This window comes from Streptomyces sp. NPDC003036 (genome assembly GCF_040611175.1).
In the GTDB taxonomy this organism is placed as follows: Bacteria; Actinomycetota; Actinomycetes; order Streptomycetales; family Streptomycetaceae; genus Streptomyces.
This window is the reverse complement of sequence record NZ_JBEXNO010000008.1, coordinates 74,462-99,515: the sequence shown is the minus strand read 5'-3', so window position 1 is coordinate 99,515 and position 25,054 is coordinate 74,462. Positions and strand designations below refer to the sequence as shown.

Annotated in this window: 21 protein-coding genes and 1 pseudogene; 15 read left to right on the top strand and 7 right to left on the bottom strand. The window is 72.6% G+C overall.

What is annotated here, in order from left to right; translation table 11 throughout:
* Positions 1–3: 3 nt before the first annotated feature.
* Together ABZX67_RS08320 and ABZX67_RS08315 are read left to right on the top strand one after the other, a co-directional pair.
* The gene (locus ABZX67_RS08320; protein ID WP_355356187.1) at positions 4–1,440 is read left to right on the top strand and encodes a gamma-aminobutyraldehyde dehydrogenase; all 1,437 of its coding nucleotides are present in this window, start codon (positions 4–6) and stop codon (positions 1,438–1,440) included.
* A gap of 98 nt (positions 1,441–1,538) precedes the next feature.
* Positions 1,539–1,754, top strand: coding sequence for a hypothetical protein (locus tag ABZX67_RS08315; RefSeq protein ID WP_355356185.1), 216 nt, complete (start codon positions 1,539–1,541; stop codon positions 1,752–1,754).
* Positions 1,755–1,788: 34 nt separating this feature from the next.
* Here ABZX67_RS08315 and ABZX67_RS08310 read toward each other — a convergent pair whose 3' ends face one another.
* A complete protein-coding gene (locus tag ABZX67_RS08310) occupies positions 1,789–3,744 on the bottom strand; it encodes a protein kinase (RefSeq protein ID WP_355356183.1) in 1,956 nt (651 codons plus the stop codon).
* Between the two features lie 116 nt (positions 3,745–3,860).
* Here ABZX67_RS08310 and ABZX67_RS08305 point away from each other — a divergent pair, with 116 nt between their 5' ends.
* Positions 3,861–4,397 (top strand): hypothetical protein, encoded by a 537-nt coding sequence (locus ABZX67_RS08305; RefSeq protein WP_355356181.1) that lies wholly within the window; start codon positions 3,861–3,863, stop codon positions 4,395–4,397.
* Between the two features lie 227 nt (positions 4,398–4,624).
* Here the strand turns inward: ABZX67_RS08305 and ABZX67_RS08300 are convergent, their stop codons facing one another.
* Both ABZX67_RS08300 and ABZX67_RS08295 read right to left on the bottom strand, forming a co-directional pair.
* Positions 4,625–5,335 carry a glycerophosphodiester phosphodiesterase gene (locus tag ABZX67_RS08300; protein WP_355356179.1) on the bottom strand — a complete coding sequence of 237 codons (711 nt, stop codon included), beginning with the start codon at positions 5,333–5,335 and terminating at the stop codon, positions 4,625–4,627.
* Complete coding sequence (locus ABZX67_RS08295) at positions 5,320–6,345, bottom strand: adenosine deaminase (protein ID WP_355356177.1); 1,026 nt, start codon at positions 6,343–6,345, stop codon at positions 5,320–5,322. The genes ABZX67_RS08300 and ABZX67_RS08295 overlap by 16 nt, the downstream gene beginning before the upstream one ends.
* Before the next feature lie 85 nt (positions 6,346–6,430).
* Here ABZX67_RS08295 and ABZX67_RS08290 point away from each other — a divergent pair, with 85 nt between their 5' ends.
* A complete protein-coding gene (locus ABZX67_RS08290; protein WP_355356175.1) occupies positions 6,431–7,063 on the top strand; it encodes a DUF4190 domain-containing protein in 633 nt (210 codons plus the stop codon).
* Between the two features lie 437 nt (positions 7,064–7,500).
* On the opposite strand, the gene ABZX67_RS08285 is transcribed toward ABZX67_RS08290, so the two are convergent.
* Positions 7,501–8,043, bottom strand: a complete 543-nt coding sequence (locus ABZX67_RS08285; protein ID WP_355356173.1) for an NADAR family protein — start codon at positions 8,041–8,043, stop codon at positions 7,501–7,503.
* 175 nt (positions 8,044–8,218) lie between these two features.
* Between ABZX67_RS08285 and ABZX67_RS08280 the strand changes: the two genes are divergently transcribed.
* The 8 genes and pseudogenes from ABZX67_RS08280 to ABZX67_RS08245 all read left to right on the top strand — a co-directional run.
* Positions 8,219–9,733, top strand: coding sequence for a gamma-aminobutyraldehyde dehydrogenase (locus tag ABZX67_RS08280; protein ID WP_355356171.1), 1,515 nt, complete (start codon positions 8,219–8,221; stop codon positions 9,731–9,733).
* Between the two features lie 33 nt (positions 9,734–9,766).
* A complete protein-coding gene (locus ABZX67_RS08275) occupies positions 9,767–11,014 on the top strand; it encodes a spermidine/putrescine ABC transporter substrate-binding protein (RefSeq protein WP_355356169.1) in 1,248 nt (415 codons plus the stop codon).
* A 41-nt stretch (positions 11,015–11,055) separates the two neighbouring features.
* On the top strand, positions 11,056–12,207 hold the full coding sequence (locus ABZX67_RS08270) for an ABC transporter ATP-binding protein (protein WP_355356167.1): 1,152 nt from the start codon (positions 11,056–11,058) through the stop codon (positions 12,205–12,207).
* A complete protein-coding gene (locus ABZX67_RS08265) occupies positions 12,204–13,130 on the top strand; it encodes an ABC transporter permease (RefSeq protein WP_355356165.1) in 927 nt (308 codons plus the stop codon). The genes ABZX67_RS08270 and ABZX67_RS08265 overlap by 4 nt, the downstream gene beginning before the upstream one ends.
* On the top strand, positions 13,130–13,924 hold the full coding sequence (locus tag ABZX67_RS08260; RefSeq protein WP_355356163.1) for an ABC transporter permease: 795 nt from the start codon (positions 13,130–13,132) through the stop codon (positions 13,922–13,924). The genes ABZX67_RS08265 and ABZX67_RS08260 overlap by 1 nt, the downstream gene beginning before the upstream one ends.
* A gap of 21 nt (positions 13,925–13,945) precedes the next feature.
* Positions 13,946–15,364 carry an FAD-dependent oxidoreductase gene (locus tag ABZX67_RS08255; protein WP_355356161.1) on the top strand — a complete coding sequence of 473 codons (1,419 nt, stop codon included), beginning with the start codon at positions 13,946–13,948 and terminating at the stop codon, positions 15,362–15,364.
* A 124-nt stretch (positions 15,365–15,488) separates the two neighbouring features.
* Positions 15,489–15,965 carry a hypothetical protein gene (locus tag ABZX67_RS08250; protein WP_355356159.1) on the top strand — a complete coding sequence of 159 codons (477 nt, stop codon included), beginning with the start codon at positions 15,489–15,491 and terminating at the stop codon, positions 15,963–15,965.
* Positions 15,958–16,086: pseudogene (locus ABZX67_RS08245) on the top strand (phosphohydrolase); the annotation flags it as partial. The gene ABZX67_RS08250 and the pseudogene ABZX67_RS08245, both read left to right, overlap by 8 nt.
* Before the next feature lie 150 nt (positions 16,087–16,236).
* Here the strand turns inward: ABZX67_RS08245 and ABZX67_RS08240 are convergent.
* Together ABZX67_RS08240 and gabT are read right to left on the bottom strand one after the other, a co-directional pair.
* A complete protein-coding gene (locus ABZX67_RS08240) occupies positions 16,237–16,980 on the bottom strand; it encodes a phosphatase PAP2 family protein (RefSeq protein WP_355356157.1) in 744 nt (247 codons plus the stop codon).
* 102 nt (positions 16,981–17,082) lie between these two features.
* Complete coding sequence (gene gabT, locus ABZX67_RS08235; protein WP_355356155.1) at positions 17,083–18,417, bottom strand: 4-aminobutyrate--2-oxoglutarate transaminase; 1,335 nt, start codon at positions 18,415–18,417, stop codon at positions 17,083–17,085.
* 221 nt (positions 18,418–18,638) lie between these two features.
* Between gabT and ABZX67_RS08230 the strand changes: the two genes are divergently transcribed.
* Positions 18,639–20,774, top strand: a complete 2,136-nt coding sequence (locus ABZX67_RS08230; protein ID WP_355356153.1) for an ATP-binding protein — start codon at positions 18,639–18,641, stop codon at positions 20,772–20,774.
* A gap of 108 nt (positions 20,775–20,882) precedes the next feature.
* Complete coding sequence (locus tag ABZX67_RS08225) at positions 20,883–22,445, top strand: PucR family transcriptional regulator (RefSeq protein WP_355356151.1); 1,563 nt, start codon at positions 20,883–20,885, stop codon at positions 22,443–22,445.
* A 39-nt stretch (positions 22,446–22,484) separates the two neighbouring features.
* Here ABZX67_RS08225 and ABZX67_RS08220 read toward each other — a convergent pair whose 3' ends face one another.
* Positions 22,485–23,942, bottom strand: a complete 1,458-nt coding sequence (locus tag ABZX67_RS08220; RefSeq protein WP_355356149.1) for an MFS transporter — start codon at positions 23,940–23,942, stop codon at positions 22,485–22,487.
* Positions 23,943–24,096: 154 nt separating this feature from the next.
* Between ABZX67_RS08220 and ABZX67_RS08215 the strand changes: the two genes are divergently transcribed.
* Positions 24,097–25,053, top strand: a complete 957-nt coding sequence (locus tag ABZX67_RS08215) for a LysR family transcriptional regulator (RefSeq protein ID WP_355356147.1) — start codon at positions 24,097–24,099, stop codon at positions 25,051–25,053.
* The last annotated feature ends 1 nt before the right edge of the window (position 25,054 follow it).

The window sequence follows — 25,054 nt, the reverse complement described above, 5'->3', positions numbered from 1 at the left end:
CAAGTGACCACCGAGCTGCGTCGTCTGCGCAACTACATCAACGGGGAGTTCCGGGACGCCGCCGACGGACGGACCATCGACGTGGTCAACCCGGCCACCGGCGAGGTGTACGCCACTTCCCCGCTGTCCGGGCAGGCCGACGTCGACGCCGCCATGGAAGCCGCCGCGGCCGCCTTCCCCGCCTGGCGGGACACCACGCCGGCGGAGCGCCAGAAGGTCCTCCTCAAGATCGCGGACGCCTTCGAGGAGCGCGCCGAGGACCTCATCGCCGCCGAGTCCGAGAACACGGGCAAGCCCCTCGCGCTCACCCGCACCGAAGAGGTCCCCCCGATGGTGGACCAGATCCGGTTCTTCGCCGGTGCCGCCCGCCTGCTGGAGGGCAAGTCCGCCGGTGAGTACATGGAGGGCATGACCTCGATCATCCGGCGCGAGCCGGTCGGCGTCTGCGCCCAGGTCGCGCCGTGGAACTACCCGATGATGATGGCCGTCTGGAAGTTCGCCCCGGCCCTCGCCGCGGGCAACACCGTCGTCCTCAAGCCGTCGGACACCACCCCGGCGTCCACCGTGCTCATGGCCGAGATCATCGGCTCGATCGTCCCCAAGGGCGTCTTCAACGTCATCTGCGGCGACCGCGACACCGGCCGCGCCATGGTCGAGCACCCGACCCCCGCGATGGCCTCCATCACCGGCTCCGTACGCGCCGGCATGCAGGTCGCCGAGTCCGCCGCCAAGGACGTCAAGCGCGTCCACCTGGAACTGGGCGGCAAGGCGCCGGTCGTCGTCTTCGAGGACACCGACATCGCCAAGGCCGTCGAGGACATCTCCGTCGCGGGCTTCTTCAACGCCGGCCAGGACTGCACCGCGGCCACCCGCGTGCTCGTCCAGGAGTCCATCCACGACGAGTTCGTCGCCGCGCTCGCCAAGGCCGCCGCCGAGACGAAGACCGGCCGGCCGGACGACGAGGACGTGCTGTACGGCCCGCTCAACAACGCCAACCAGCTCAAGCAGGTCAGCGGCTTCATCGAGCGCCTCCCCGCCCACGCCAAGGTCGAGGCGGGCGGCCACCGGGTCGGCGACAAGGGCTACTTCTACGCCCCGACCGTCGTCTCCGGCCTCCAGCAGGACGACGAGATCATCCAGAACGAGGTCTTCGGCCCGGTCATCACCGTCCAGTCCTTCACGGACGAGGACCAGGCCCTCGAGTACGCGAACGGCGTCGAGTACGCCCTCGCCTCCTCCGTCTGGACCAAGGACCACGCCCGCGCCATGCGCCTGTCGAAGAACCTGGACTTCGGCTGCGTCTGGATCAACACCCACATCCCGCTGGTCGCGGAGATGCCGCACGGCGGCTTCAAGAAGTCGGGTTACGGCAAGGACCTGTCGGCGTATGGCTTCGAGGACTACACGCGCATCAAGCACGTGATGACCTCGCTGGGCTGATCCCCACAGCATCCCGTCGCGGGCGGGCCGGGTTTCCCGGTCCGCCCGCTTCCGTTTTTCCGGCGTATGGCCGACCGGCCCCCGGGTACTCGCGGACCATGAACGACAAGAAGCCACAGTCCCCGCAGGAACGCGCCCGCGAGCGGGCCGAGAACGAGCCTGGAGCCCACTCCGGCGCCGAGCGCCAGGCGGGCCGGCGCACCGTCCCCGGTACGGCGAGCGCCGCCGAGGGGTACCGCCCCGGCGAGGGAACGAGCGGCGGCGAACCGCTCAAGGGAGTCGAGGCGGACGAGGACGACGCCCACGGTCAGTAGGCGATCTCCGGGCCGCCGGCGACGACGCCCGCGGTCAGCCCGCGACCCCCGGGCCGCCGGTCGCGGTCGCGACCCGGACGAGCTCCTCCTTGCCGCCGGCACCCCCCGGCGCCTCCGCCCGGCTCGCGTAGAGCTTCCCGTCGCCCGCCGGCGTGATCACCATCGAGCCCAGGGCGCGGCAGGTGCCCTTGACCGAGACGAGCGGGCCGAGGACGATCCGGTCGCTCTGCGCACCCGACAGCTCGGCCCGCCACTGGCAGTCCTTGAAGGCACCCGAGCCCGTACCGGTCGCCGAGGCGACCTGAACGCCGATGGCGCCCTGCTCGATCGTCAGCCGCAGGCTGTTGGCGGCGGGCGTGGTCCGCAGGTCCCAGGTGCCCACGAACTTCGGGTGCACGGCGGTCTCGCTCTCCTCGGCCCGGCGCAGCGTCGCCGACTCGGCCCCCGCCTGCCACAGCAGCGTGCCGTCCGGCTGCGCCGTGAGGGTGGTCTGCTCCGGGGACGGCTCGTCGCAGCCCTTCGTGTCCTCCGGTACGTGCTTGGTCCTGGTCCCCGCGCCCAGGACGATCTTCTCGCGGCCGGCGGAGACCAGCGGGACGCGGTCCTGGCAGAGCGCGGAGGGCAGGGTGTACGTGACCGTGGCGACCACCTCGTCCTTCTGCCCCTGCACGATGTCGAAGCGCCCCGTGAACTCGTTCTCGGGCCCCGACCCCATTACGCCCTCCCAGGCGCCGAGGTACGTGCTCGGCACGGCGCCCACCGGGTCCTTGGCCGCGGGGTCCTCGTCCTCGCCGACGAGCACGCCGATGATGATCAGCAGCACGATCACCGCCAGCGGCAGCCCGAACACGATGCCGAGGACGAGCAGCGTGATCTTCCCGCCGCTCATGCCCGGCCGGGTGGCCGGGGGCGGCGTGGGCCGGTGCGTGTACGGATACGGGCCGCCGGGCCCCGGAGGCGGGGTCGGGAACGCCGTGGGAGCGTACGGCGACCCGCTGTGCGGCGGCGGCGTCGGCCGCTGCGGTAGCGGCTGAAGCGCCGGCCCCGGGGCGGGTCGGGGCACGGCGGTGGCGGCCGCCGACGCGGGCGCCTCCGCGTCCAGCAACCGCGCCGCCCGCTGCCCGAGCTGGGCGAGCAGCGCGCCCGGCAGCCAGGCCCCGGCGGGCTCGGCGTCCCGCGTGGCCTCGATCAGCTCCGCGACCGACGGCCGGCCGGCCGGATCCTTGATCAGACAGGCCCGGACGAGCCCGGCGAGCCTCGGCGGCACACCCGTCAGGTCCGGTTCCTCCTGCACGATCCGGTACATCACGCTGTGCACGCCGCTGTCGAGGCTGCCGAACGGCGTGCGCCCGGTCGCCGCGTACGCGAGCACCGCGCCCAGGCAGAACACGTCCGACGCGGGGGTGATGGACTCGCCGCGCACCTGCTCCGGCGACATGAACCCGGGGGAGCCGACGACCGCGCCCGTGCGGGTTTTCACGTCGCCGGCGGTGCCGGCCGCGTCCAGCGCGCGGGCGATACCGAAGTCGATCACCCGCGGACCGTCCACGGTCACCAGCACGTTGGACGGCTTCAGGTCGCGGTGCACCAGGCCCACGGAGTGGATGGACTCCAGCGCCTGGGACAGTCCGCTCGCCAGGGCGCGCACCGACGCCTCGGGCAGGGGCCCGTGGTCCTTGCCGACGACCTCCGAGAGGGAGGGGCCCGGGATGTACCCGGTCGCCACCCACGGCATCGCCGCCCCGGTGTCGGCGTCGAGCACCGGCGCCGTCCACCGCCCGCCGACCCGCCGCGCCGCGGCCACCTCCTGGGCGAACCGCTGCCGGAACTCGCCGTCCTGCGCCAGCTGGCGGAGGACCAGTTTCACGGCGACGGTCCGGCCGCCCTCGCTGCGCGCGAGGTACACACGCCCCATCCCGCCTTCTCCCAGGCGTCCGAGAAGGCGGTACGGGCCTATCCAGGCGGGGTCTTCAGCGGTGATCGGTTGCACGCTCGGATCTTCGCACACGGGGACGCCGGACGACCGGCGCGGACGGTGGGCGGACGCGCGGGCGCGATACCGGGGGCGGGGTAAAGGCCGCGTAAACCCCGGCGTACGCTGCGGACATGAGCGAGACCCGCGCCCTTCTGCGGCGTATACGCGTGTGGTTGGTGTTTTTCATCGTCTGTCTGGTGCTGAGCGGCCTGACGGCCTTTCCGCTCGTCACCGAACTGCACCTCGCCGAGAGCGCCCTGAACGGCTGGGCGTCACCCGTCGCCGACGCCTTCCCCGGTCTGGCGGAGTGGATCGGGCGCGTCCGCGCCGGCCTCGACACCGCCGACCAGCGCTACCCCTTCCTCCTCTACGGCACCGACTGGCTCGCCTTCGCGCACCTCGTCATCGCGGTCGCCTTCTACGGCCCGTACCGCGACCCCGTACGCAACATCTGGGTCATCGAGTTCGGCATGATCGCCTGCGCCGGGATCATCCCGCTGGCGCTGATCTGCGGACCCATCCGCGACATCCCCTTCTGGTGGTCGGTGATCGACATGTCCTTCGGGGTCTTCGGCGTCATCCCGCTGCTGATCGTCCACCGCATGATCAAGCGCCTGGAGTCGCTCACCGCCCCCGTCGGCGGGGTGCGGCCCATGCTGCCCGTCTGATCCGCTCAGGGCCTGTCTTCCGGATCTTGCCGGGCTCGCGGGTCTGGCACGCACATCTGCCGCGTTGTCGTCGGTCGCCAATGTCCCCCGTAGCCCTGCGGGCACGGGAGGTGCCCCCACCGCAGTGGCTCCCTCCTCCGCCTTGCGTCTGCACGCTCCCCCTCGGCTTCGCCTGGGGGGACCCCCAGACCCCGCTCCCTGATCCGGCTTGATCCGAAAGACAGGCCCTACGGGCCGCGCAGCACCGAGACGAGCGTGTCCACGCGATTGGTGGTGATCGAGTCCACCCCGCACGCCACCAGCCGGCGCATGGTCCTGCGGGTGTCGGCGGTCCACGCCGAGACCAGCAGCCCGTCGCGGTGGACGCGCTCGGTCAGCGCGCGGCTGACCAGGCCGAAGCGGTAGTTGAGCCAGCGCGGCGCCACCGCGTCGAGCAGGACGGGGCGCGGCGGGGCCAGCGTCGTCCACGTCAGCGCGATCTCGGCGGCCGGGTCGGCCGCCCGCACCGGCAGCATCGCGGCGGCGCCGGCGCAGTAGTACACGCGCTCCGCCGCGCCGCAGTCGTGCACCGTGCCGACGATGGTCCGCACCGCCGCCTCCGTGGCGCCGGGCAGGTCGATCATCACCCGGTGCCCGCCGCCGATCGCGTCCAGCGCCTCCGCCAGCGTGGGCACGCCCTCCGCGCCGGTCAGCTCCCGCACCTCGGCGAGGGTGAGCCGGTCCAGCGGCCGGTCCACGCCCCACAGCCGCTTCAGCGTGTCGTCGTGGAGCAGGACCGGGACGCCGTCGCGGGTGAGCCGTACGTCGATCTCGACGGCGTCCGCGCCCCGCGCGAGCGCCGCACGGATCGACGCCGCCGTGTTCTCGCGGACGCGGTACGGGTCGCCCCGGTGCGCGACGACGGTGACGGGACGCACCGCGCCTACCGGGCGAGCCACGCGGCGGTGTACTCGTCGATCTCGGCGGCGATCCGCGCCTTGCCGGCCGCGTCCAGGAACGACGCCTCGACGGCGTTCTTGGCGAGCTCCGCGATGCCGCGCTCGTCCAGCTCCAGCAGCCGGGCGGCGACCGCGTACTCGTGATTGAGGTCCGTGCCGAACATCGGCGGGTCGTCGGAGTTGACGGTGACCAGCACCCCGGCGGCGACCATCTCCCTGATCGGGTGCCGGTCGATGTCGGTGACCGCGCGGGTGGCGATGTTGGACGTCGGGCACACCTCCAGCGGGATCCGGTGCTCGGCGAGGTACGCCAGCAGCTCATGGTCCTGCGGCGCGCTGGTGCCGTGGCCGATGCGCTCGGCGCGCAGCTCCCGCAGCGCGTCCCAGATGGTCTGCGGCCCGGTCGTCTCACCCGCGTGCGGCACCGAGTGCAGGCCGGCCGCGATGGCCCGGTCGAAGTACGGCTTGAACTGCGCGCGCCCCACCCCGATCTCCGGGCCGCCCAGCCCGAACGACACCAGGCCCTCCGGGCGCAGGTCGACCGCGAGCCGCGCGGTCTCCTCGGCGGCCTCCAGACCGGCCTCGCCGGGGATGTCGAAGCACCAGCGCAGGATGACCCCGAGCTCCCTCTCGGCCGCGAGGCGGGCGTCCTCGATGGCCGCCATGAACGCCTTCTCGTCGATGCCGCGCCGCGTCGAGCTGAACGGAGTGACCGTCAACTCGGCGTACCGGATGTTCTGCCGGGCCATGTCACGGGCGACCTCGTAGGTGAGCAGCCGGACGTCCTCCGGGGTCCTGATCAGGTCCACCACCGACAGGTACACCTCGATGAAGTGCGCGAAGTCGGTGAAGACGAAGTAGTCGACGAGCGCCTCGGGGTCCGTGGGCACCTTGGAGTCCGGGTGGCGGGCGGCCAGTTCGGCGACGATACGGGGGGAGGCGGAGCCGACGTGGTGGACGTGGAGCTCGGCCTTGGGGAGCCCCGCGATGAAGGGGAGCGGATCGGTCATCGGGGCCTCCTGGGTGCGCGGCCGGGCTGGTCAGGGATCATCGTAGGGCGGTCGTTAGCATGGCGGGACACGATGGGGGAGGCCCATGCCAGAGAACAGCGAAGCGAACGATCCCTGGGCTCCGCCGGACAGCAGGCCGCCCCAGGACCGGGTCGAGCCGGTCAAGCCGCCGGCGGTCCACGAGCAGCCGACGGTGACGTCCATGCCGACGGGCGGGGAGATACCGCCGCCGCCCATAGCCCCCGGCGGGCCCGCCCAGCCGGCCCCGGGGCCGTACGGCTACCCGGCGCCCGCCTCGGCGCCGACGCACGCCGGGGGGTACGGCTACGGCTACCCCACCCAGCCCTATCCCGCCCCGGCGGCCCCGGCCTACCCGGCCTACGGCCGCCACACCGGCTGGGCGCCCGGCCCCTCCAACGGCCTGGGCATCGCGGCGATGGTCCTCGGCATCATCGCCGTCGTCGGATTCTGCTTCTACGGGCTCGGCATCATCCCGGGCATCCTGGCCCTGATCTTCGGCATCGTCGGCCGCAAGCGCGTCCAGCGCGGCGAGGCCACGAACAGCGAGATGGCGACGGCGGGCATCATCCTGGGCGTGATCGGCACGGTGATCAGCGCGGCGTTCCTGGCGTTCATCGTCTGGGCGATCGTCCAGAGCGAGAACTCCGAGGACGACAGCGACCCGTTCGCGACGTCGCTGGTGGTTTCGCGCGACTAACCCCGGGGCGGCGGATTGAGGTGCGGCGGCTTGCGGTTCCGGCGCGGTCGCGCTTCCGTGGGGCGGCTGCCGCCGGTGGGTGGCGGTGCGGGGCCCCCTCCGACTCCTCGACGCCGGCGGCCTTGGGTGCGTACGGACGCGGAACGGTCACGGCACTGCCGGCGTCTGCGGGGACGACCCTGCACGGCCCCACCCCGAGGCCGTACCGCGTCTGCGGGACGGAGTGGGTTCCCCGCCCACCGGGGAGTACGCGCACGGCGGCGGGAGGGACCAGGGTCGCGAGGGGGACGGGGGCGGAGCGTGGGGGGTGGCCGGACGTAAAACGACTGAACGCGCGCGAAGCGCGGTGAACGAGAGTCCGGCCGCCCCCCACCGGAGCCCCCGGCACCCGCCCCGCGCCCACCGGGCGGCAAGCCGAGGCCCAACTCCGCCGACCCTCAAGCCAACCGCGCCCGCGCCTGCATCAGGGCGAAGCCCAGGAGGTTGAGGCCCCGCCACTGGGCGGGGTTCGAGGCGCCGGGGTCCGTGGCGGCGAGGCCGATGCCCCAGACGCGGTCCACGGGGCTGGCCTCGACCAGGACGCGGTTTCCGGTGGCGAGCAGGTACTCCCGCAGCTCGGGGTGTCCGCCGAACTTGTGGACGCTGCCCTCGACCACGATGGCGAACCGCTGGCGGGCCCATATCGCCTCGTCGAAGCCCCGCACCAGCCGCCCCGCCTTCTTCGCGGCCGCGGGGCTCCGCGCCTCGATGGCCTGGCGCTCGGCGTCCGCGTCGCCGAAGAGCCTCGCCTTCTCGGCCATCATCCAGTGCTCGGCCGTCGCGTACCGCACGCCGTCGACGGTGAACGGTGCCGGCCACCACTGACTCAGGCAGCTCGCGCCGATCGTGCCGTCCGGTCTCGGGCGGTGGCCCCAGAAGTGCAGGTACTTCACCCGCTTACCCCGGTTGACCTGCGCCAACAGGTCCTCGATCTTCTCCATGCACGGGAGTCTGACAGCCGCCACGGACACTCCGTAGCGGGTTTCCCGCGCCCGCGCGACACATGGTCGACCGATTCCGTCGCGTAACCAAAAGGCAACAACGGAATCCCTTGTTGGGCAGTCGTGCCTCTGTCAGGATCGGCACTCAATTCGAGCCGGGACAACGGAGAGCGTCATGGGCAACCGCTTCCAGGTGAAGGACGTACGGGACCGCTTCGCGGCCGGTGCGCAGTACATCGGAGGACGATCGCAGGCAGGCACCTCCGGGCGTACGCACACCGTCGTGGACCCCGCCACCGGCGAGGACGTCCTCACCTACGAGCTCGCCGGAACGGCCGACGTGGACGCGGCCGTCGCCGCCGCTCGCGACGCGCTGCCCGGCTGGGCGGGGGCGACCCCGGGCGAGCGGTCCGAGGCGATGCACCGCTTCGCGGGCGTACTCGCCGAGCGGGCCGAGGAGTTCGCGCAGGCGGAGTCGCTCCAGTGCGGCAAGCCCATCAAGCTGACGCGTGAGTTCGACGTGCCCGGCACCGTCGACAACACCGCCTTCTTCGCGGGCGCGGCCCGCCACCTCCAGGGCCAGTCGGCGGGGGAGTACAGCGGCGACCACACCTCGTACGTCCGCCGTGAACCCATCGGCGTCGTCGGGTCCATCGCGCCCTGGAACTACCCGCTCCAGATGGCCGCCTGGAAGGTCCTGCCGGCCATCGCCGCGGGCAACACCATCGTGCTGAAGCCCGCCGAGCTCACCCCCCTGACCTCGCTGATGTTCGCGCGAGCGGCCACGGACGCGGGCATCCCGGACGGCGTCGTCAACATCGTCACCGGCGCGGGGCGGGAGGCGGGCGAGCATCTGGTGGGGCACCCGGACGTCGCGATGACGTCGTTCACCGGGTCCACCGCCGTCGGCAAGCGCGTCGCCGAGATCGCCACCGCCACCGTCAAGCGCCTCCACCTCGAACTCGGCGGCAAGGCGCCCTTCGTCGTCTTCGACGACGCCGACCTGGGGGCCGCCGTCCACGGCGCGGTCGCCGGCGCGCTCATCAACACCGGCCAGGACTGCACCGCCGCCACCCGCGCCTACGTGCAGCGCCCGCTGTACGACGCCTTCGTGGAGCAGGTCGGCGACCTGATGGCGAGCGTGCGGCTGGGCGACCCGTTCGAGGAGAGCACCGACCTCGGGCCGCTCATCAGCCACGCCCAGCGCGACCGCGTCGCCGCCTTCGTGGACCGCGCCCGCGCGTACGCCACCGTCGTCACCGGCGGCGTGGCGCCCCACAACGACGGCGCCTACTACCGGCCGACGCTGATCACGGGGGCCGCGCAGGACAGCGAGATCGTCCAGGCCGAGATCTTCGGCCCGGTGCTCGTCGTGCTGCCCTTCGACAGCGACGAGGAGGGCATCCGGCTGGCCAACGACACTCCGTACGGCCTGGCGGCGTCGGCGTGGACGCGGGACGTCTACCGCGCCGGTCTCGCCACCCGCGCGATCAAGGCGGGCTGCGTCTGGGTCAACGACCACATCCCGATCATCAGCGAGATGCCGCACGGGGGCTACAAGGCATCCGGCTTCGGAAAGGACATGTCAACCTACTCCTTCGAGGAGTACACGCAGGTCAAGCACGTGATGTACGACAACACGGCGGTCGCCCGGAAGGACTGGCACCGCACGATCTTCGGGGACCGATAGCCCGTAACGGCCCGCACCGAAAGGCAACAGCGCATGGAGCAGTACGAGCCCGACAGCCTGTCCGCGGCACAACTCGCCGCGATGCGGCGCAGTCTGACGAACGGCAGAGGAGCCCTCACCCGCCGTTCGATGCTGCGCGCCTCGGGCGTCGGCGCGCTCACGCTCGGCGGACTCACCGGCCTGACCGCCTGTGGCATCCCACCCGCCAAGCGCGAGGGCGAGGGTCCCGCCTCCACCGACTTCTCGGCGAAGGAGAAGCAGCTCGCCTTCTCCAACTGGACGCAGTACATCGACATCAGCGAGGACGAGAAGCACCGCCCCACCCTGGAGGCGTTCACCAAGCGCACCGGGATCACGGTCAAGTACACCGAGGACATCAACGACAACGTCGAGTTCTTCGGCAAGGTCAAGCCGCAGCTCGCCGCCGGCCAGGACACCGGCCGCGACCTGATCTGCGTCACCGACTGGCTCGCCGCCCGCATCATCCGCCTCGGCTGGGCCCAGAAGCTCGACCCGGCGAACCTGCCGAACGCCTACGCGAACCTGTCGAACCAGTTCCGCCGGCCCGACTGGGACCCGGGGCGCTCCCACTCGTACCCCTGGACCGGCATCTCCACGGTCATCGCGTACAACAAGAAGGCCACCGGCGGCCGGAAGGTCGACTCCGTCACCCAGCTGCTCGACGACCCCAAGCTGAAGGGGCGGGTGGCGTTCCTGTCCGAGATGCGCGACTCGATCGGCATGACGCTCCTCGACATGGGCAAGGACCCGGGGACGTTCACCGACGCCGACTTCGACGCGGCGGCCGGCCGCCTCCAGAAGGCCGTCGACACCCAGCAGATACGCCGCTTCACGGGCAACGACTACACCGGCGACCTCAACAAGGGCGACATCGCCGCCTGCCTCGCCTGGGCCGGCGACGTCATCCAGCTCCAGGCCGACAACCCCGACATCGCCTTCGCGATCCCGGCGGCCGGCTACATGACCTCCACCGACAACCTCCTGGTCCCGGCGAACGCCCGGCACAAGACCAACGCCGAGAAGCTCATCGACTACTACTACGAGCTTCCGAACGCCGCGCAGCTCGCCGCGTACATCAACTACGTCTGCCCGGTCGAGGGCGTACGCGACGAGCTGGCCAAGATCGACCCCGCCCTGGCGGCGAACACCCTGATCGTCCCGGACAAGGCGATGGCCGCGAAGTCGCGCGCCTTCCGCTCTCTCAGCGGCGAGGAAGAGACGGCGTACGAGGAGAAGTTCGCCAAGCTCATCGGTGCCTGAGCACGCCGTCCACACCTTCAGAGAACCTGGGACCGCAACCCATGACTGACAGCACGAACACCGGCGGCGACGTCCGCCTCTCCGGGATCAGCAAGACGTACGGCTCCTTCACCGCCGTCCACCCCCTGGACCTCACCGTCCCGCAGGGCTCCTTCTTCGCCCTCCTCGGCGCCTCCGGCTGCGGCAAGACCACCACCCTGCGCATGATCGCCGGCCTGGAGGAGCCCACCACGGGCACCGTCCACCTCGGCGACACGGACGTCACCGACCTGCCCCCCTACAAGCGGCCGGTCAACACCGTCTTCCAGAGCTACGCGCTCTTCCCGCACCTGAGCATCTACGAGAACGTCGCCTTCGGGCTGCGCCGCCGCGGTGTGCAGTCCGTGAAGAAGCAGGTCGACGAGATGCTGGAGCTCGTCCAGCTCGGCGACAAGGCCAGGCACAAGCCGCACCAGCTCTCCGGTGGCCAGCAGCAGCGCGTCGCCGTCGCCCGCGCGCTCATCAACCACCCGCAGGTGCTCCTCCTCGACGAGCCGCTCGGCGCCCTCGATCTCAAGCTGCGCCGCCAGATGCAGCTGGAGCTCAAGCGCATCCAGACCGAGGTCGGCATCACCTTCGTCCACGTCACCCACGACCAGGAGGAGGCCATGACCATGGCCGACACGGTCGCGGTGATGAACGGCGGCCGCGTCGAGCAGCTCGGCGCCCCCGCCGACCTCTACGAGAACCCGCGCACCACCTTCGTCGCCAACTTCCTCGGCACCTCCAACCTCATCCAGGCCGAGGTGGCCGAGGCCGGTTCCGACCTCACCGTCACCGCCGGCGGCGCCACGCTGCGGCTGCCCGCCGACCGGTGCTCCGCCCCCACCGCGACCGGCGGGAAACTGCTCGTCGGCATCCGCCCGGAGAAGATCTCGCTCGCTCACGCCGACGACGCGAGCGCGATCGCCACCGGACGCAACCGGGTCACCGGCCGGATCGTCGCCACCTCCTTCATCGGCGTCTCCACGCAGTACGTCGTGGACGGCCCGGCCGGCCGGGGCCTCCAGGTGTACGAGCAGAACATCGAGCGCGACTCCCGGCTGGCGCCGGGCGCCGAGGTCGTCCTGCACTGGAACCCGGCCCACACCTTCGGCCTGGACGCGGCACAGGACATCGACGCGGGCGTGGAAAAGGTGGAGGACGCCGCGTGACGACCACGGAAGCACCACCCGTCGCCGCCGCAAACAAGCCGGCGATACGGAAGCCGGCCGCCCGCAAGCGGCTCGTCCCGTACTGGCTGCTCCTGCCCGGCATCCTCTGGCTGCTCGTCTTCTTCGCGCTGCCGATGGTCTACCAGGCCTCCACCTCCGTACAGACCGGCTCCCTGGAGAAGGGCTTCGAGGTCACCTGGCACTTCCAGACCTACTGGGGGGCCTTCACGGAGTACTGGCCGCAGTTCACGCGGTCCCTGCTGTACGCCGGTACCGCGACCTTCCTGTGCCTGCTGCTCGGCTACCCGCTCGCGTACCTCATCGCCTTCAAGGCGGGCCGCTGGCGCAACCTGCTGCTCGTCCTCGTCATCGCGCCGTTCTTCACCAGCTTCCTCATCCGGACGCTGGCGTGGAAGACGATCCTCGCGGACGGCGGCGCGGTCGTCGGCGCGCTCGACGCGCTGCACGTCCTGGACGTGACGAACTGGCTGGGCTGGACCCAGGGCGACCGGGTGCTCGCCACGCCCATGGCGGTCGTGTGCGGCCTCACGTACAACTTCCTGCCCTTCATGATCCTGCCGCTCTACACCTCGCTGGAGCGCATCGACGGGCGCCTGCACGAGGCGGCGAAGGACCTGTACGCGTCGCCCGCCACCACCTTCCGCAAGGTGACGTTCCCGCTGTCCATGCCGGGCGTCGTCTCCGGCACGCTGCTCACCTTCATCCCGGCCAGCGGCGACTACGTCAACGCCGAGCTGCTCGGCTCGACCGACACCAAGATGGTCGGCAACGTCATCCAGTCGCAGTTCCTGCGGGTGCTCGACTACCCGACGGCGGCCGCGCTGTCCTTCATCCTGATGGCGATCGTGCTGATCATGGTCACCGTCTACATCCGCCGGGCCGGAACGGAGGACCTGGTCTGATGCGCTGGCTCCGCAAGAACCTCGTCGTCATCGCGGGTCTGCTGACCCTCGCCTATATGATCCTGCCGAACGTCGTCGTGATGGTCTTCTCCTTCAACGACCCGGCCGGGCGCTTCAACTACTCCTGGCGGGAGTTCTCCACGCACGCGTGGCGCGACCCGTGCGGCGTCGCCGACCTGTGCGGCTCGCTCGCGCTCTCCCTGCAGATCGCCGCCTGGGCGATGCTCGGCGCCACCGTCCTCGGCACGATGATCGCCTTCGCGCTGGTCCGCTACCGCTTCCGGGCGCGCGGCGCGATCAACTCGCTGATCTTCCTGCCGATGGCGATGCCCGAGGTCGTCATGGCCGCGTCGCTGCTCACGCTCTTCCTCAACATGGGCGCGCAGCTGGGCTTCTGGACGGTGCTCATCGCGCACGTCATGTTCTGCCTGAGCTTCGTCGTGACGGCGGTCAAGGCGCGCGTGATGTCGATGGACCCGCGCCTGGAGGAGGCCGCCCGCGACCTGTACGCCGGTCCCGTACAGACCTTCCTGCGGGTCACGCTGCCGATCGCCGCGCCCGGCATCGGCGCCGGAGCGCTGCTCGCCTTCGCGCTGTCGTTCGACGACTTCATCATCACCAACTTCAACGCGGGCTCGACCGTGACCTTCCCCATGTTCGTGTGGGGCTCGGCGCAGCGCGGCACGCCCGTACAGATCAACGTCATCGGCACGGCGATGTTCGTCATCGCGGTGCTGGTGGTCCTCGTCGGCCAGGTCACGGCCGCCCGGCGAAAGCGCACCGCACAACCCTAGAAACTGAGGGAGTTGGAAACCATGGCCCCAGCTGCCATGCGTACTGCTGCACAATCACTCTCGGACGCCCAGCCCGTCCCCTTCTGGCTGGAAGACCCCGGCAAGCCCGCCCCGCAGCCCGCGCTCACCCGAACCGACCACTGCGACCTGCTGGTCGTGGGCGGCGGCTACAGCGGCCTGTGGACCGCGCTCCTCGCCAAGGAGCGCGACCCGAAGCGGGATGTCGTCCTCATCGAGGGCCGGGAGGCGGGCTGGGCCGCCTCCGGCCGCAACGGCGGCTTCTGCGCGGCCTCCCTCACCCACGGCTTCGGCAACGGACTGGCCCGCTGGCCGGACGAGCTGGTCAGACTTGAGGAGCTGGGTGAGAGGAACCTGGACGCGATCGAGGCCGCCGTCGCCGCGTACGGCATCGACTGCGACTTTGAACGCAACGGCGAGATCGACGTCGCCACCGAGCCGCACCAGCTCGCCGAACTGACGGAGATGTACGAGACGGCCGCCCGCCTCGGCCTCGCCGACGAGCTGGAGATCCTCGACCGCGACGCCGTCCGCGCCCAGGTGAACTCCCCGACCTTCCTCGGCGGTCTGTGGGACCGGCGCGGCGTCGCCATGCTCGACCCGGCGAAGCTGGCGTGGGGCCTCAAGCGGGCCTGCCTGGAACAGGGCGTCCGCGTCTACGAGAACACCCGGGGCCTCGACCTGGTCCGCGCCGGCGGCGGCATGGCCGTCCGCACCCCGTACGGCAAGGTCCTGGCGCGGCAGGTCGCGCTCGGCACCAACGTCTTCCCGTCGCTCGTCAAGCGCGTGCGCGCGTACACCGTCCCCGTCTACGACTACGCCCTGATGTCCGAGCCGCTCAGCGACGAGCAGCTGGAGTCCATCGGCTGGAAGAACCGCCAGGGGCTGGGGGACAGCGCCAACCAGTTCCACTACTTCCGGCTCAGCGCCGACAACCGCGTCCTGTGGGGCGGCTACGACGCCGTCTACCCCTTCGGCGGACGGCTGCGCGCGGATCTGGACCACCGCCCCGAGACGTACCTGACCCTCGCCGAGCACTTCTTCCGCTGCTTCCCGCAGCTGGAGGGCGTCCGCTTCACCCACGCGTGGGGCGGCGCCATCGACACCTGCTCGCGCTTCTCCGCCTTCTTCGGCACGGCCCACGCCGGTCGCGTCGCCTACGCGGCGGGCTACACGGGCCTGGGCGTGGGCGCGACGCGCTTCGGCGCGGAGGTCATGCTCGACCTGCTCTCGGGCGAGCGCACCGAGCGCACGGAGCTGGAAATGGTCCGCTCCAAGCCACTGCCCTTCCCGCCGGAGCCCATCGCCTGGGCGGGCATCGGCCTGACCAAGTGGTCCCTGGCCCGGGCCGACGCGAACGGCGGCCGACGCAACCTGTGGCTGCGGACGATGGACCGGCTGGGGCTGGGCTTCGACAGCTGAGGCACGATCCCTGCTGCGAGCAACCCGCCCAACCCGCGTAATGATCCGGCTTCACCCGCCTCTCCGACGTGTGAACGCACTGCCCGGCAGGGCAGTCACAGGCACGACAGGGAGGCTGTGGACGATGACCGGTTCGGGGGCTTCGGGTGGCAAGGGCGCGGTGGAGTGGCTGGTGTCGGCGGCACCGGACCCCGCCGCGTGCAGGTGGGAGTGGGAGCGCAGCCCCACGGGGGTGGTGCTGCTGCCGGCTGGGCGGCGCTGGGACGTTCTGATCGTCCCCGGTGAACTCGGCTACCCGACCCTCGACGTGCTCTCCCGGCTCGTCGACCGCCCCGGACCGGTCCTCGCCGACTTCGGCGACGCCCGCATGGGCTTCTTCGTCCCGCCGGGCACGGCCGCCCGCTGGGTCGGCACCGGCATGCGCGCCGCCGGGCGCGGCACCTGGCTCGTGGTCCCGTACCCCTGCCCGGGCCGGGCCACCGGCGGCACGCGCTGGCTGGTCTGGCCCGACGGCGCGGGGACCCTGACGGACCCGGCCCTGCTGGAGCTGGCGCTGCACGAGGCGGCGGGGCAGCTGGCGAGGCAACGGCACGGGACGTGACCGCGGACTGGTCTTCGACCCGGAACTGCTCTGCGTGGGCGCCATGTTCCACGACCTCGGCCTCACCGAGGCGCACCGCGGATCCACCCGCCGTTTCGAGATCGACGGCGCCGAGGACGCCTGGGCAACACGTTCCTGTCCCCCGCCTGGGCGCCGGGGCCCGCGTCGCCGGGCTGATCCGCACCCGCACGGTCGGGGCGGCGCCCTGCCAGCTGATGGAGAGCGTGCCGTTCGTCGACCACACGGCGAAGCGCCTGGCGGAGCTGCCGGCTCAGCGGCGGGCGGCGTAACCCACGCCCAGCAGCACCGGCACGAACAGGCACGCACTGCCCACCACGTCCAGCGGCCAGTGGTAGCCGCGCAGCACCAGCCCGATGCCCGTCGCCACCGTCAGCAGGGCGGCGACGGGCATCAACCGGCGCCGGCGCAGCACCAGCGCCGCACCGCCGTACGCCACCAGCGCCGTCGCCGTGTGCCCGGACGGGTAGTAGCCGGTCTCGGCGGTCAGCGGCCCCACCCGGTCGACGAGCACCTTCAGCGGCACCACCACGGCGGGCACGAGCGCCATCGCGAGCCCCGCGTACAGCGCCGCGCGCCGGCGGCCGCGCCACACCGCGTACGCGAGGGCGGCAGCCAGGACGGGCAGGGCGACCTGGAGGTTGCCGAGATCGGCGAGAAGCTCGGTGAGCGGGCGGGGGCCGCGCCCGGCGAGGGCCCGTCCGGCGCGCTCGTCCAGCCGGGCGAGCGGCCCGTGGACGGCGACCTGCCAGGTGACGGCGGCGAACAGCGCGAGCGCCGCCGCGACCGGGACCAAGAGAAAAGCCGGCCGCCCCGGAACAGGGGGGGTTGTTCCGGGGCGGCCGCCGTGACCGGTGCGCCGCACGCCCCGGGGGGTATGGGGCGGGCGACTGTCCGATCGGTGAGGAGTTCCGGAGCCGAAGGCTCCGGGGGTGTGCGCGAAGGCACGACCAGGACGGGGCTGGGGAGGCTCCGGCCTGGAAGGTGTCTCTCTCATCTGCGGAAACCGTACGGCAGAGAAGCGGGGGGCCGACAGCGGGATCTCCATCCCGCCATCGGCCCCCCACAACCTCTTCACACGTGCGTCCGCGCGGGTGCGTCAGATGCGCGCGAACGCGGCCTCGATGATGTCCAGGCCCTCGTTCAGCAGGTCCTCGCCGATGACCAGCGGCGGCAGGAAGCGCAGCACGTTGCCGTAGGTGCCACAGGTCAGGACCAGCACGCCCTCGGCGTGGCAGGCCTTCGCCAGCGCGCCGGCGGCCTCCGGGTTCGGCTCCTTGGTCGCCGGGTCCTTGACGAGCTCGATGGCGATCATGGCGCCGCGGCCACGGATGTCGCCGATGATCTCGTACTTCTCCTGCATGGCGGAGAGGCGGCCCTTCATGACCTCCTCGATGCGCTTCGCCTTGCCGTTGAGGTCGAGCTCCTTCATCGTCTCGATGGCGCCGAGCGCACCGGCGCAGGCCACCGGGTTGCCGCCGTAGGTGCCGCCGAGGCCGCCGCCGTGGACGGAGTCCATGATCTCGGCGCGGCCGGTGACGGCGGCGAGCGGCAGACCGCCCGCGATGCCCTTGGCGGTCGTGATCAGGTCCGGGACGATGCCCTCGTCCTCGCACGCGAACCACTGGCCGGTGCGGCAGAAGCCGGACTGGATCTCGTCCGCGACGAAGACGATGCCGTTGTCGTTGGCGAACTTCACGATCGCGGGGAGGAAGCCCTTGGCCGGCTCGATGAAGCCGCCCTCGCCGAGCACCGGCTCGATGATGATCGCGGCGACGTTCTCGGCGCCGATCTGCTTGGTGATCTGGTCGATCGCCTGCGCGGCGGCCTCGGGGCCGCAGTTCTCGGCACCGGTCGGCCAGCGGTAGCCGTACGCCACCGGCACGCGGTAGACCTCGGGGGCGAACGGGCCGAAGCCGTGCTTGTACGGCATGTTCTTGGCGGTCAGCGCCATCGTCAGGTTCGTACGGCCGTGGTAGCCGTGGTCGAAGACGACGACGGCCTGGCGCTTGGTGTACGAACGGGCGATCTTGACCGCGTTCTCGACGGCCTCGGCACCGCTGTTGAACAGCGCGGACTTCTTGGCGTGGTCGCCCGGGGTCAGCTCGGCGAGCGCCTCGCAGACCTCGACGTAGCCCTCGTACGGCGTGACCATGAAGCAGGTGTGCGTGAACTGCTCCAGCTGGGCGCTCGCGCGCCGCACGACCGCCTCGGCGGAGGCGCCGACGGACGTCACGGCGATGCCGGAACCGAAGTCGATCAGGCTGTTGCCGTCGACGTCCTCGATGACGCCGCCACCGGCGCGGGTGGTGAACACCGGCAGCACGGAGCCCACGCCGCCCGCGACCGCGGACAGACGGCGGGCCTGAAGCTCCTGCGACTTCGGGCCGGGGATGGCGGTGACGACGCGGCGCTCCTGCGGGATTTCGGTCATGCGGGGCTCCTGGGATGGGGTCTTTCGGACGCTATTGCTCTTTCTTCCGCAGGCTAGGCGTGGAGGAAGGGTGGAGGCATGCGCCGTTAGGGAGTGATGAAGGGCGTGTCATTGTCCGCGGCGGACATAGAGCCGCCGATCCACGTCCCGGGAGGGGCCCGCGCACTAGATTGACGGGTGCACAGACGCGCGCGACCCGGCTGGTCAGGGGGCAGGGGTTCATGGACACCGACGGTACGTACGGCACGTACGGAACGCAGGGAGCGGAGGGGACACAGGGGACGCAAGGGGCGCAGGGCGCGCACGGGACGTACGGCGCACCCGGCCGGGGCGGCGCACCCGCCGTGCCGCCGCCGGCGCACCCGCCGCGGCCCGCGCACCCGCCCGCCGCGCCCACCGGCGGCGGCACGGGCGGCATCGTCCCGTGGCTGCGTACCCCTCGGCCCGACGCCGAGCCCGGAGTGTGGCGGTTCGGACACCGGCCCCGGCCGCGGGAGGAGCCCGAGGCCGTACCGGCCCGGCGCCTCTTCGCCGGCGCCCTCATCGCGCTGCTCAGCGGCTGGCTCCTGTGGTCGCTGCTGTGGAACAACTACCTCGGCGACTACTGGCTCTGGCCCCTGTACCTGCTCACCCCCGACGCCTGGCGCGGCACCATGGCCTTCGTGGTGGCCTGGTACGTCTACGTGGGCCTCGTCGCCGCCGGCCTCCTCGTCTTCTTCGCGCGCGTCGGCCACGTCCCCGAGATCTGGCGCCGGTACGTCCGCAAGAAGGACACCCCGCCGCCGCCCCCGCCCCCCGAGGCCGACCCCGCCGACTGGCCTGAGCTGCGGGCCGCCGGGCTCGCCGACGTCGCCGCGCGGCTCGCCGACGCCACCCGCTCGGGCGCCCTCGGCGACGTGGACTACGCCCGCATCCGGCGCGCCTGGCAGGGCGTGCGGACGCGTCCGGAGCGGCTCGCCGCCTTCGCCGACGCGGTACGGGCGCAGGGCGCCGCCGCCTGCGCGCACCCCTCGGGCGTGCGGGACCTGCCCGTCCGGACCGCCGTGCACGACCTGGTCACCGGGCAGGTGCGGATCGGCACCGCCGCCGACCACCCGCGCAACCCCTACGCGCGGCGGACCACCGGGGTCGCGCTGGAGCCCGAGGTGCTGGGCACCTCGCTGATCGCGGTCGGGCCCGCCGGGTCCGGCAAGACCGTCCGGGTGATCCGGCCGGTGGTGGAGTCCCTGTGCCTCCAGGCCCTCGCCAACCGCGCCGCCGTCGTCGCCGTCACCGCCCAGGGCGCGGCCCTGGCACCGGACGCGGCCTTCGACGTCGTCGTACGCGTCGGGCGCCCGGACTCCACGCACGACCTGGACCTGTACGGCGGCGCCGACGACCCGGACGAGGCCGCCCGCATGCTGGCCGAGGCGCTCGTCGGCGACCTCGTGCCGGACAGCCGCCGGGCGGCGACGGCGCTCGCCCAGCTCATCGGGCCGTACCGCGCCGCGCACGGCCACTTCCCGGCGGTGCCCGAGCTGCGCGAGCTGCTCGGCGGGTCGCCCGAGGCGCTGGCCGGGCTGCGCGCGGCCGTCGCCGGCGACCCGGCGCAGCTGCGGGAGCTCGACGCCCGCGCCCGCCAGGCGGAGCGGGGCGACGACATCGGGGTGCTGCTCGCGGAGCGGATCGCGTTCCTGGACCGGCCCGCGTTCGCCCGGTTCTTCGGCGGGGGCGGCGGCACCCCGGCGTTCTCCCCGCGGGCGATCGAGCACCCGCTGCGCGTCCGTGTCGACCTGCCCGAGCGCGGGCACGCCGAGGCATCCCGGATCGTGGCGCGGCTGCTGCTCGCGCAGTTCACGGACGCGGCGCTCGCGCGCGGCGACCGGTCACTGTTCGCGTGCCTGGTGCTGGACGACGCCACGTACACCGTCACCGCCGACTCGGTACGCGCCATCCAGCGGCTGCGCTCGGCCCATGCCGGTGTCGTGCTGGCGCTGCGCACCCTGGAGGACGTGCCGGAGGCGCTGCGCGGGCCGCTGCTGGGCGCGGTGGGGTGCCGGATGGCGTTCGCGGGCCTCGCCGCCTGGGACGGAGGGCGGTTCGCGGAGACCTGGGGCACCGAGTGGGTGCAGACCCGGGACGTGACCAACCGGCAGATCATCGCCGAGGAGCCGCTCACCAAGGCGCTGCACTTCCTGCGCCGCCTGGTCACCGGCAAGGCCGCGACGGCCGAGGCGATCACGGTGCGCGAGGTGGAGCGGCAGCGCTGGTCCGCCTCGGACCTCGCCCACGGGGTGCCGCCCGGGCATGCCGTACTGTCCCTGACGGGCGTCCGAGGGGAATACACCCCTCCGCTTCTGGTCGATCTGCGCACGTAAGACGGTTGTCATACGTGCTGGCAGAATTGAAGGGAGCCGTTCATACGGGACGGCGAAATTCTCTCCTCGTCCCCCCTCCTCCCTCCCCGAAAGTCCGACGGTTCCGCCATGCCGCTCACGCTCGCCTCGCTCGTCCAGCACTCGGCGCTGAAACTCACCGTCCGCGCCGGGGAGGACCGCCTCGACACGCCCGTCCGCTGGGCGCACGTCAGCGAGCTCGCCGACCCCGTCCCGTACATGGAGGGCGGCGAGCTGCTCCTGGTCACCGCGATGAAGCTGGACGCCGAGAACCGCGAGGCCATGGGCCGCTACGTGAAGCGGCTGGCCGACGCGGGGGTGGTGGGCCTCGGCTTCGCGGTCGGCGTCAACTATGACCAGATCCCCGACGCGCTGCTGGAAGCGGCGCGCGAGGCCGACCTGCCCCTGCTGGAGGTGCCGCGCCGCACGCCGTTCCTCGCCATCTCCAAGGCGGTGTCGGCGGCCCTCGCGGCCGACCAGTACCGGGCCGTGACGGCCGGCTTCGAGGCGCAGCGCGAGATGACACGGGCCGCGCTCGCGGAGGGCCCCGCGGCGGTCGTGGCGCGGCTCGCCTCGCACGTCGACGGCTGGGCCGCGCTGTACGACGCCTCCGGCCAGGTCCTCGCGGCGGCGCCCGACTGGGCCGCGCGCCGCGCGGCCCGCCTGACCTCCGACGTCGAGCGGCTGCGGGAGCGGGCGGCCCCGGCGAGCGCGGTCGTCGGCGGCACCGACGACCGGGTGGAGCTCCAGTCGCTCGGGTCGGGGCGGCGCGTACGCGGCGCCCTGGCCGTCGGCACGGGCGCGCCGCTCGGCACGGCGGAGCGGTACGCCGTCCACTCCGCCATCGCCCTGCTCACCCTCACCACGGAACGGTCCCGCTCCCTCCAGGCCGCCGAGCAGCGGCTCGGCGCGGCCGTGCTGCGGATGATGCTCGCGGGGCAGCCGGACCACGCCCGGGCGGTGGCGGGCGACCTGTACGGCGGGCTGCTCGACGCCCCCTTCCGGCTGCTGATCGCCGAGCCGGTCGGCGACCGCGACCCGGGCGCGGAGCCCGCGCTCACCACCCTCGCCGAGACCCTGGAGACGGCCGCCGCCCGCACCGGCGAGACGGTGCTGACGGTGCCGGAGGGCGAGGAGCGGCTCGTGGTGCTCGCGGCCGACGGGGGAGCGGTGGCCGCCGCGTGCGACGCGTACGCCGAGAAGGAGGCGGAGGAGGCCGGGCTCGTGATCGGCCTGTCCGCCCCGACGGGCCCGACGGCCGCCGCCTCCGCCTACAAGCAGTCCGAGCAGGCCCTCTCGGTGGCCCGCCGCCGTGGCCGGGCGCTCGTCGAGCACGAGGAGCTCGCCGCCGGCTCGGTGCTGCCGCTGCTGGCCGACGACGCCGTACGCGCCTTCGCCGACGGCCTGCTCCGCGCGCTGCACGACCACGACGCCACCGGCCGCGGCGACCTGGTCGCCTCGCTGCGCGCCTGGCTGTCCCGCCACGGCCAGTGGGACGCGGCGGCGGCGGACCTCGGCGTCCACCGCCACACGCTGCGCTACCGCATGCGCCGCGTCGAGGAGATCCTGGGCCGCTCCCTGGACGACCCGGACGCGCGCATGGAGCTGTGGCTCGCCCTCAAGGCGACGGGCGAGACGCCGTCGCCCCGCTGACGCCGTCCCGCTGCCGCCTCGCCCGGGCCGACCGACCTGTCAGCGAACCGCGGCGGGCTCCGCAACGTCCGCCCGAGCCTCGACCTCCTGCTCGCCCCGCGCCCGCGTGCGCAGCCCGAACGCGCCGACCACCACCGCCGCCAGCGCCGCGGCGAGCGGCACCCACAGCGCCGCCCGGTAGCCGTCGAGCAGGGCCCCCGGCGTACCCGCGTCCCCGGTCGCGGCGGCGTTGACCGCGGCCGCGGCGGACAGCCCGAGCGCCGCGCCGAACTGGAACGACGTGTACAGCAGCCCCCCGGCCAGGCCCTGCTCCTCCTCGTCGACCCCTTCCGTGGCGACGATGGTCAGGGGACCGTACGCCAGCGAGAACGCGAGCCCGAGGACGATCAGGCTCGGGAACATCGCGAGGTACGTCCAGTCCGCGCCGACCGGCAGGAACAGGGCGTACGACAGCGCGGCCAGCAGCAGCCCGCCGAAGATGACCCGGCCGTTGCCGAAGCGGTTCACCAGCCGCGGCGTGAGCGTGGGCGACAGGATCGCGTCGATGCCGATGACGATCATCGCGAAGCTCGTCTGGAGCGTGGACCAGCCGCGCAGCTCCTGGAGGTAGAGCACCACCAGGAACTGGAAGCCGAAGAAACCGGCGGCGAAGAGCAGCCCGGCGAGGTTCGCCCGCACCAGCGGCCCGGACCGCAGGATGCCCAGCCGCACCAGCGGCGCCGAGGAGCGGCGTTCCACGGCCACGAAGACCGCCAGGCAGGCGAGGCCACCGCCCAGGATCGCCGGCGTCCAACCGAGCCCGCTGTGCGCGGCCCGCTCCACGCCCAGCACCAGCAGCACGATCGCGGCGGTGATGCTGACCGCCCCCGCCAGGTCCACGCCCTGCCCGTCCCGGTCCGGGCGCGGCGACTTCGGTACGAAGAGGAGGGCGCCGAGCAGGATGACGGCGCTCAGGGCGACGGGCGCGAAGAACACCCACCGCCAGCCGGCCGCCGTGAGCAGGCCGCCGGCCACCAGCCCGATGGAGAAGCCGCCGGCCGCCGTACCGGAGTAGACGAGCAGCGCCTTGTTGCGGCGCGGCCCCTCCTCGAAGTGGGTGGTGATGATCGACAGGCCCGCCGGGGTCATGAACGCGGCGGCCACCCCGGTGACGAACCGCGCGGTGATCAGCGTCCAGCCCTCGGTGGCGAAGCCGCCGAGCCCGGAGAAGAGGAGGAAGACGGTCAGCCAGAAGACGAACATCCGGCGGCGGCCGAAGAGGTCCGCGGCCCGGCCGCCCAGCAGCATGAAGCCGCCGTAGCCGAGGACGTACGCGCTCATGACCCACTGCAACGCGCCGGTGGACAGGTCCAGATCGGCGCGGATGGCGGGCAGGGCCACATTGAGCATGGCCACGTCGATGCCTTCGAGGAAGATCGCGCCGCACAGGACGAAGAGCATGCCCCGTTCGCGTGGCCGCAGCCTCGGCGTACCCGTCTGCGTCATCTGCGTACTCATGGAGGTCCCTTGGAAGAGTGGGGAGTTGGTTGCCCCACCACCCTCGGTGGGCCGGTCCGGGGGAACAACGGCGAAGAACGCGACGTTCGTTCAGTCACGCTTACCGATCGAGGCTCACGCCGGGGGAGAGGTCCGTGGAACGCGACGAGTTGGAGTGTTTCCTGATCCTGGCCGAGGAGCTGCACTTCGGCCGTACGGCGGACCGGAGCGGCTGTCCCGGGCCCGGGTCAGCCAGCTCGTCCAGCGGCTGGAGCGCCGCGTCGGCGCGCCGCTGTTCGTCCGCACCAGCCGCCGCGTCGCCCTCACCGAGCTGGGCCGCCGCCTGCGCGACGACATCGCGCCCCACCACCACGCCATCGAGGAGGCCGTGGCCCGCGCCACCGCCGAGGCGCGCGGCGTCACGGGGGTGCTGTACGCCGGGTTCTCCACGCCGCTGGCGGGGGAGTTGGTGATGCGCACGGTCGAGGCCCTGCGCGCCCGCCACCCCCGGCTGGCCGTCGAGATCTGCGAGGTCCCGCTCGCCGACCCGTACGGCAAGCTGCGCGGCGGGGAGTTCGACGTCCAGCTGACCGAACTCCCCGTGCGCGAGGACGACCTGGCCGCGAGCCCCGCCCTGCTGTCGGACGCGCGGGTGCTGGCGGTCCCCTCCGGCCACCCGCTGGCGGCGCGCGCGTCGGTGGGGTACGAGGACCTGGCCGGCCTGCCGCTGCTCACCATCGACGGCGATCTCCCGCCCTACCGCCGGGAGCTCCACAGCCCGGCGCGCACGCCCGGCGGCCGCCCGATCGGCCGGGGCCCCGCCGTGACCAACCTCCAGGAAGCCCTGATGATGGTCGCCGGCGGCAGGGGCGGCCTGCTCGCCGCCGCACACCTGGCCACGTACCACGCGTGGCCCGGCGTCAGCTACGTGCCGCTCGCGGGGGCCGCTCCCCTCGGCTACGGCTTGGTCTGGCGTGCCGCGGACGCGACCGGCGCGGTGCGTGAGTTCGTCCGTACCGCCCGTGAGCTGGCGACCGCGCGGCAATCGGCAAGCCGCGAGAAGGTGACCAATTCCCGTTCCGCTGCCCGGAATCGGGCAGATTTCTTGATGTCGGGTGCCGGAAATCCATAAT

Coding starts and splice junctions, on each gene's coding strand:
- ABZX67_RS08315 (WP_355356185.1), top strand. CDS start 1,539: ATGAACGACAAGAAGCCACAGTCCCCGCAGGAACGCGCCCGCGAGCGG.
- ABZX67_RS08305 (WP_355356181.1), top strand. CDS start 3,861: ATGAGCGAGACCCGCGCCCTTCTGCGGCGTATACGCGTGTGGTTGGTG.
- ABZX67_RS08295 (WP_355356177.1), bottom strand. CDS start 6,345: ATGACCGATCCGCTCCCCTTCATCGCGGGGCTCCCCAAGGCCGAGCTC.
- ABZX67_RS08290 (WP_355356175.1), top strand. CDS start 6,431: ATGCCAGAGAACAGCGAAGCGAACGATCCCTGGGCTCCGCCGGACAGC.
- ABZX67_RS08285 (WP_355356173.1), bottom strand. CDS start 8,043: ATGGAGAAGATCGAGGACCTGTTGGCGCAGGTCAACCGGGGTAAGCGG.
- ABZX67_RS08280 (WP_355356171.1), top strand. CDS start 8,219: ATGGGCAACCGCTTCCAGGTGAAGGACGTACGGGACCGCTTCGCGGCC.
- ABZX67_RS08275 (WP_355356169.1), top strand. CDS start 9,767: ATGGAGCAGTACGAGCCCGACAGCCTGTCCGCGGCACAACTCGCCGCG.
- ABZX67_RS08270 (WP_355356167.1), top strand. CDS start 11,056: ATGACTGACAGCACGAACACCGGCGGCGACGTCCGCCTCTCCGGGATC.
- ABZX67_RS08260 (WP_355356163.1), top strand. CDS start 13,130: ATGCGCTGGCTCCGCAAGAACCTCGTCGTCATCGCGGGTCTGCTGACC.
- ABZX67_RS08255 (WP_355356161.1), top strand. CDS start 13,946: ATGGCCCCAGCTGCCATGCGTACTGCTGCACAATCACTCTCGGACGCC.
- ABZX67_RS08250 (WP_355356159.1), top strand. CDS start 15,489: ATGACCGGTTCGGGGGCTTCGGGTGGCAAGGGCGCGGTGGAGTGGCTG.
- ABZX67_RS08240 (WP_355356157.1), bottom strand. CDS start 16,980: ATGAGAGAGACACCTTCCAGGCCGGAGCCTCCCCAGCCCCGTCCTGGT.
- gabT (WP_355356155.1), bottom strand. CDS start 18,417: ATGACCGAAATCCCGCAGGAGCGCCGCGTCGTCACCGCCATCCCCGGC.
- ABZX67_RS08230 (WP_355356153.1), top strand. CDS start 18,639: ATGGACACCGACGGTACGTACGGCACGTACGGAACGCAGGGAGCGGAG.
- ABZX67_RS08225 (WP_355356151.1), top strand. CDS start 20,883: ATGCCGCTCACGCTCGCCTCGCTCGTCCAGCACTCGGCGCTGAAACTC.
- ABZX67_RS08220 (WP_355356149.1), bottom strand. CDS start 23,942: ATGAGTACGCAGATGACGCAGACGGGTACGCCGAGGCTGCGGCCACGC.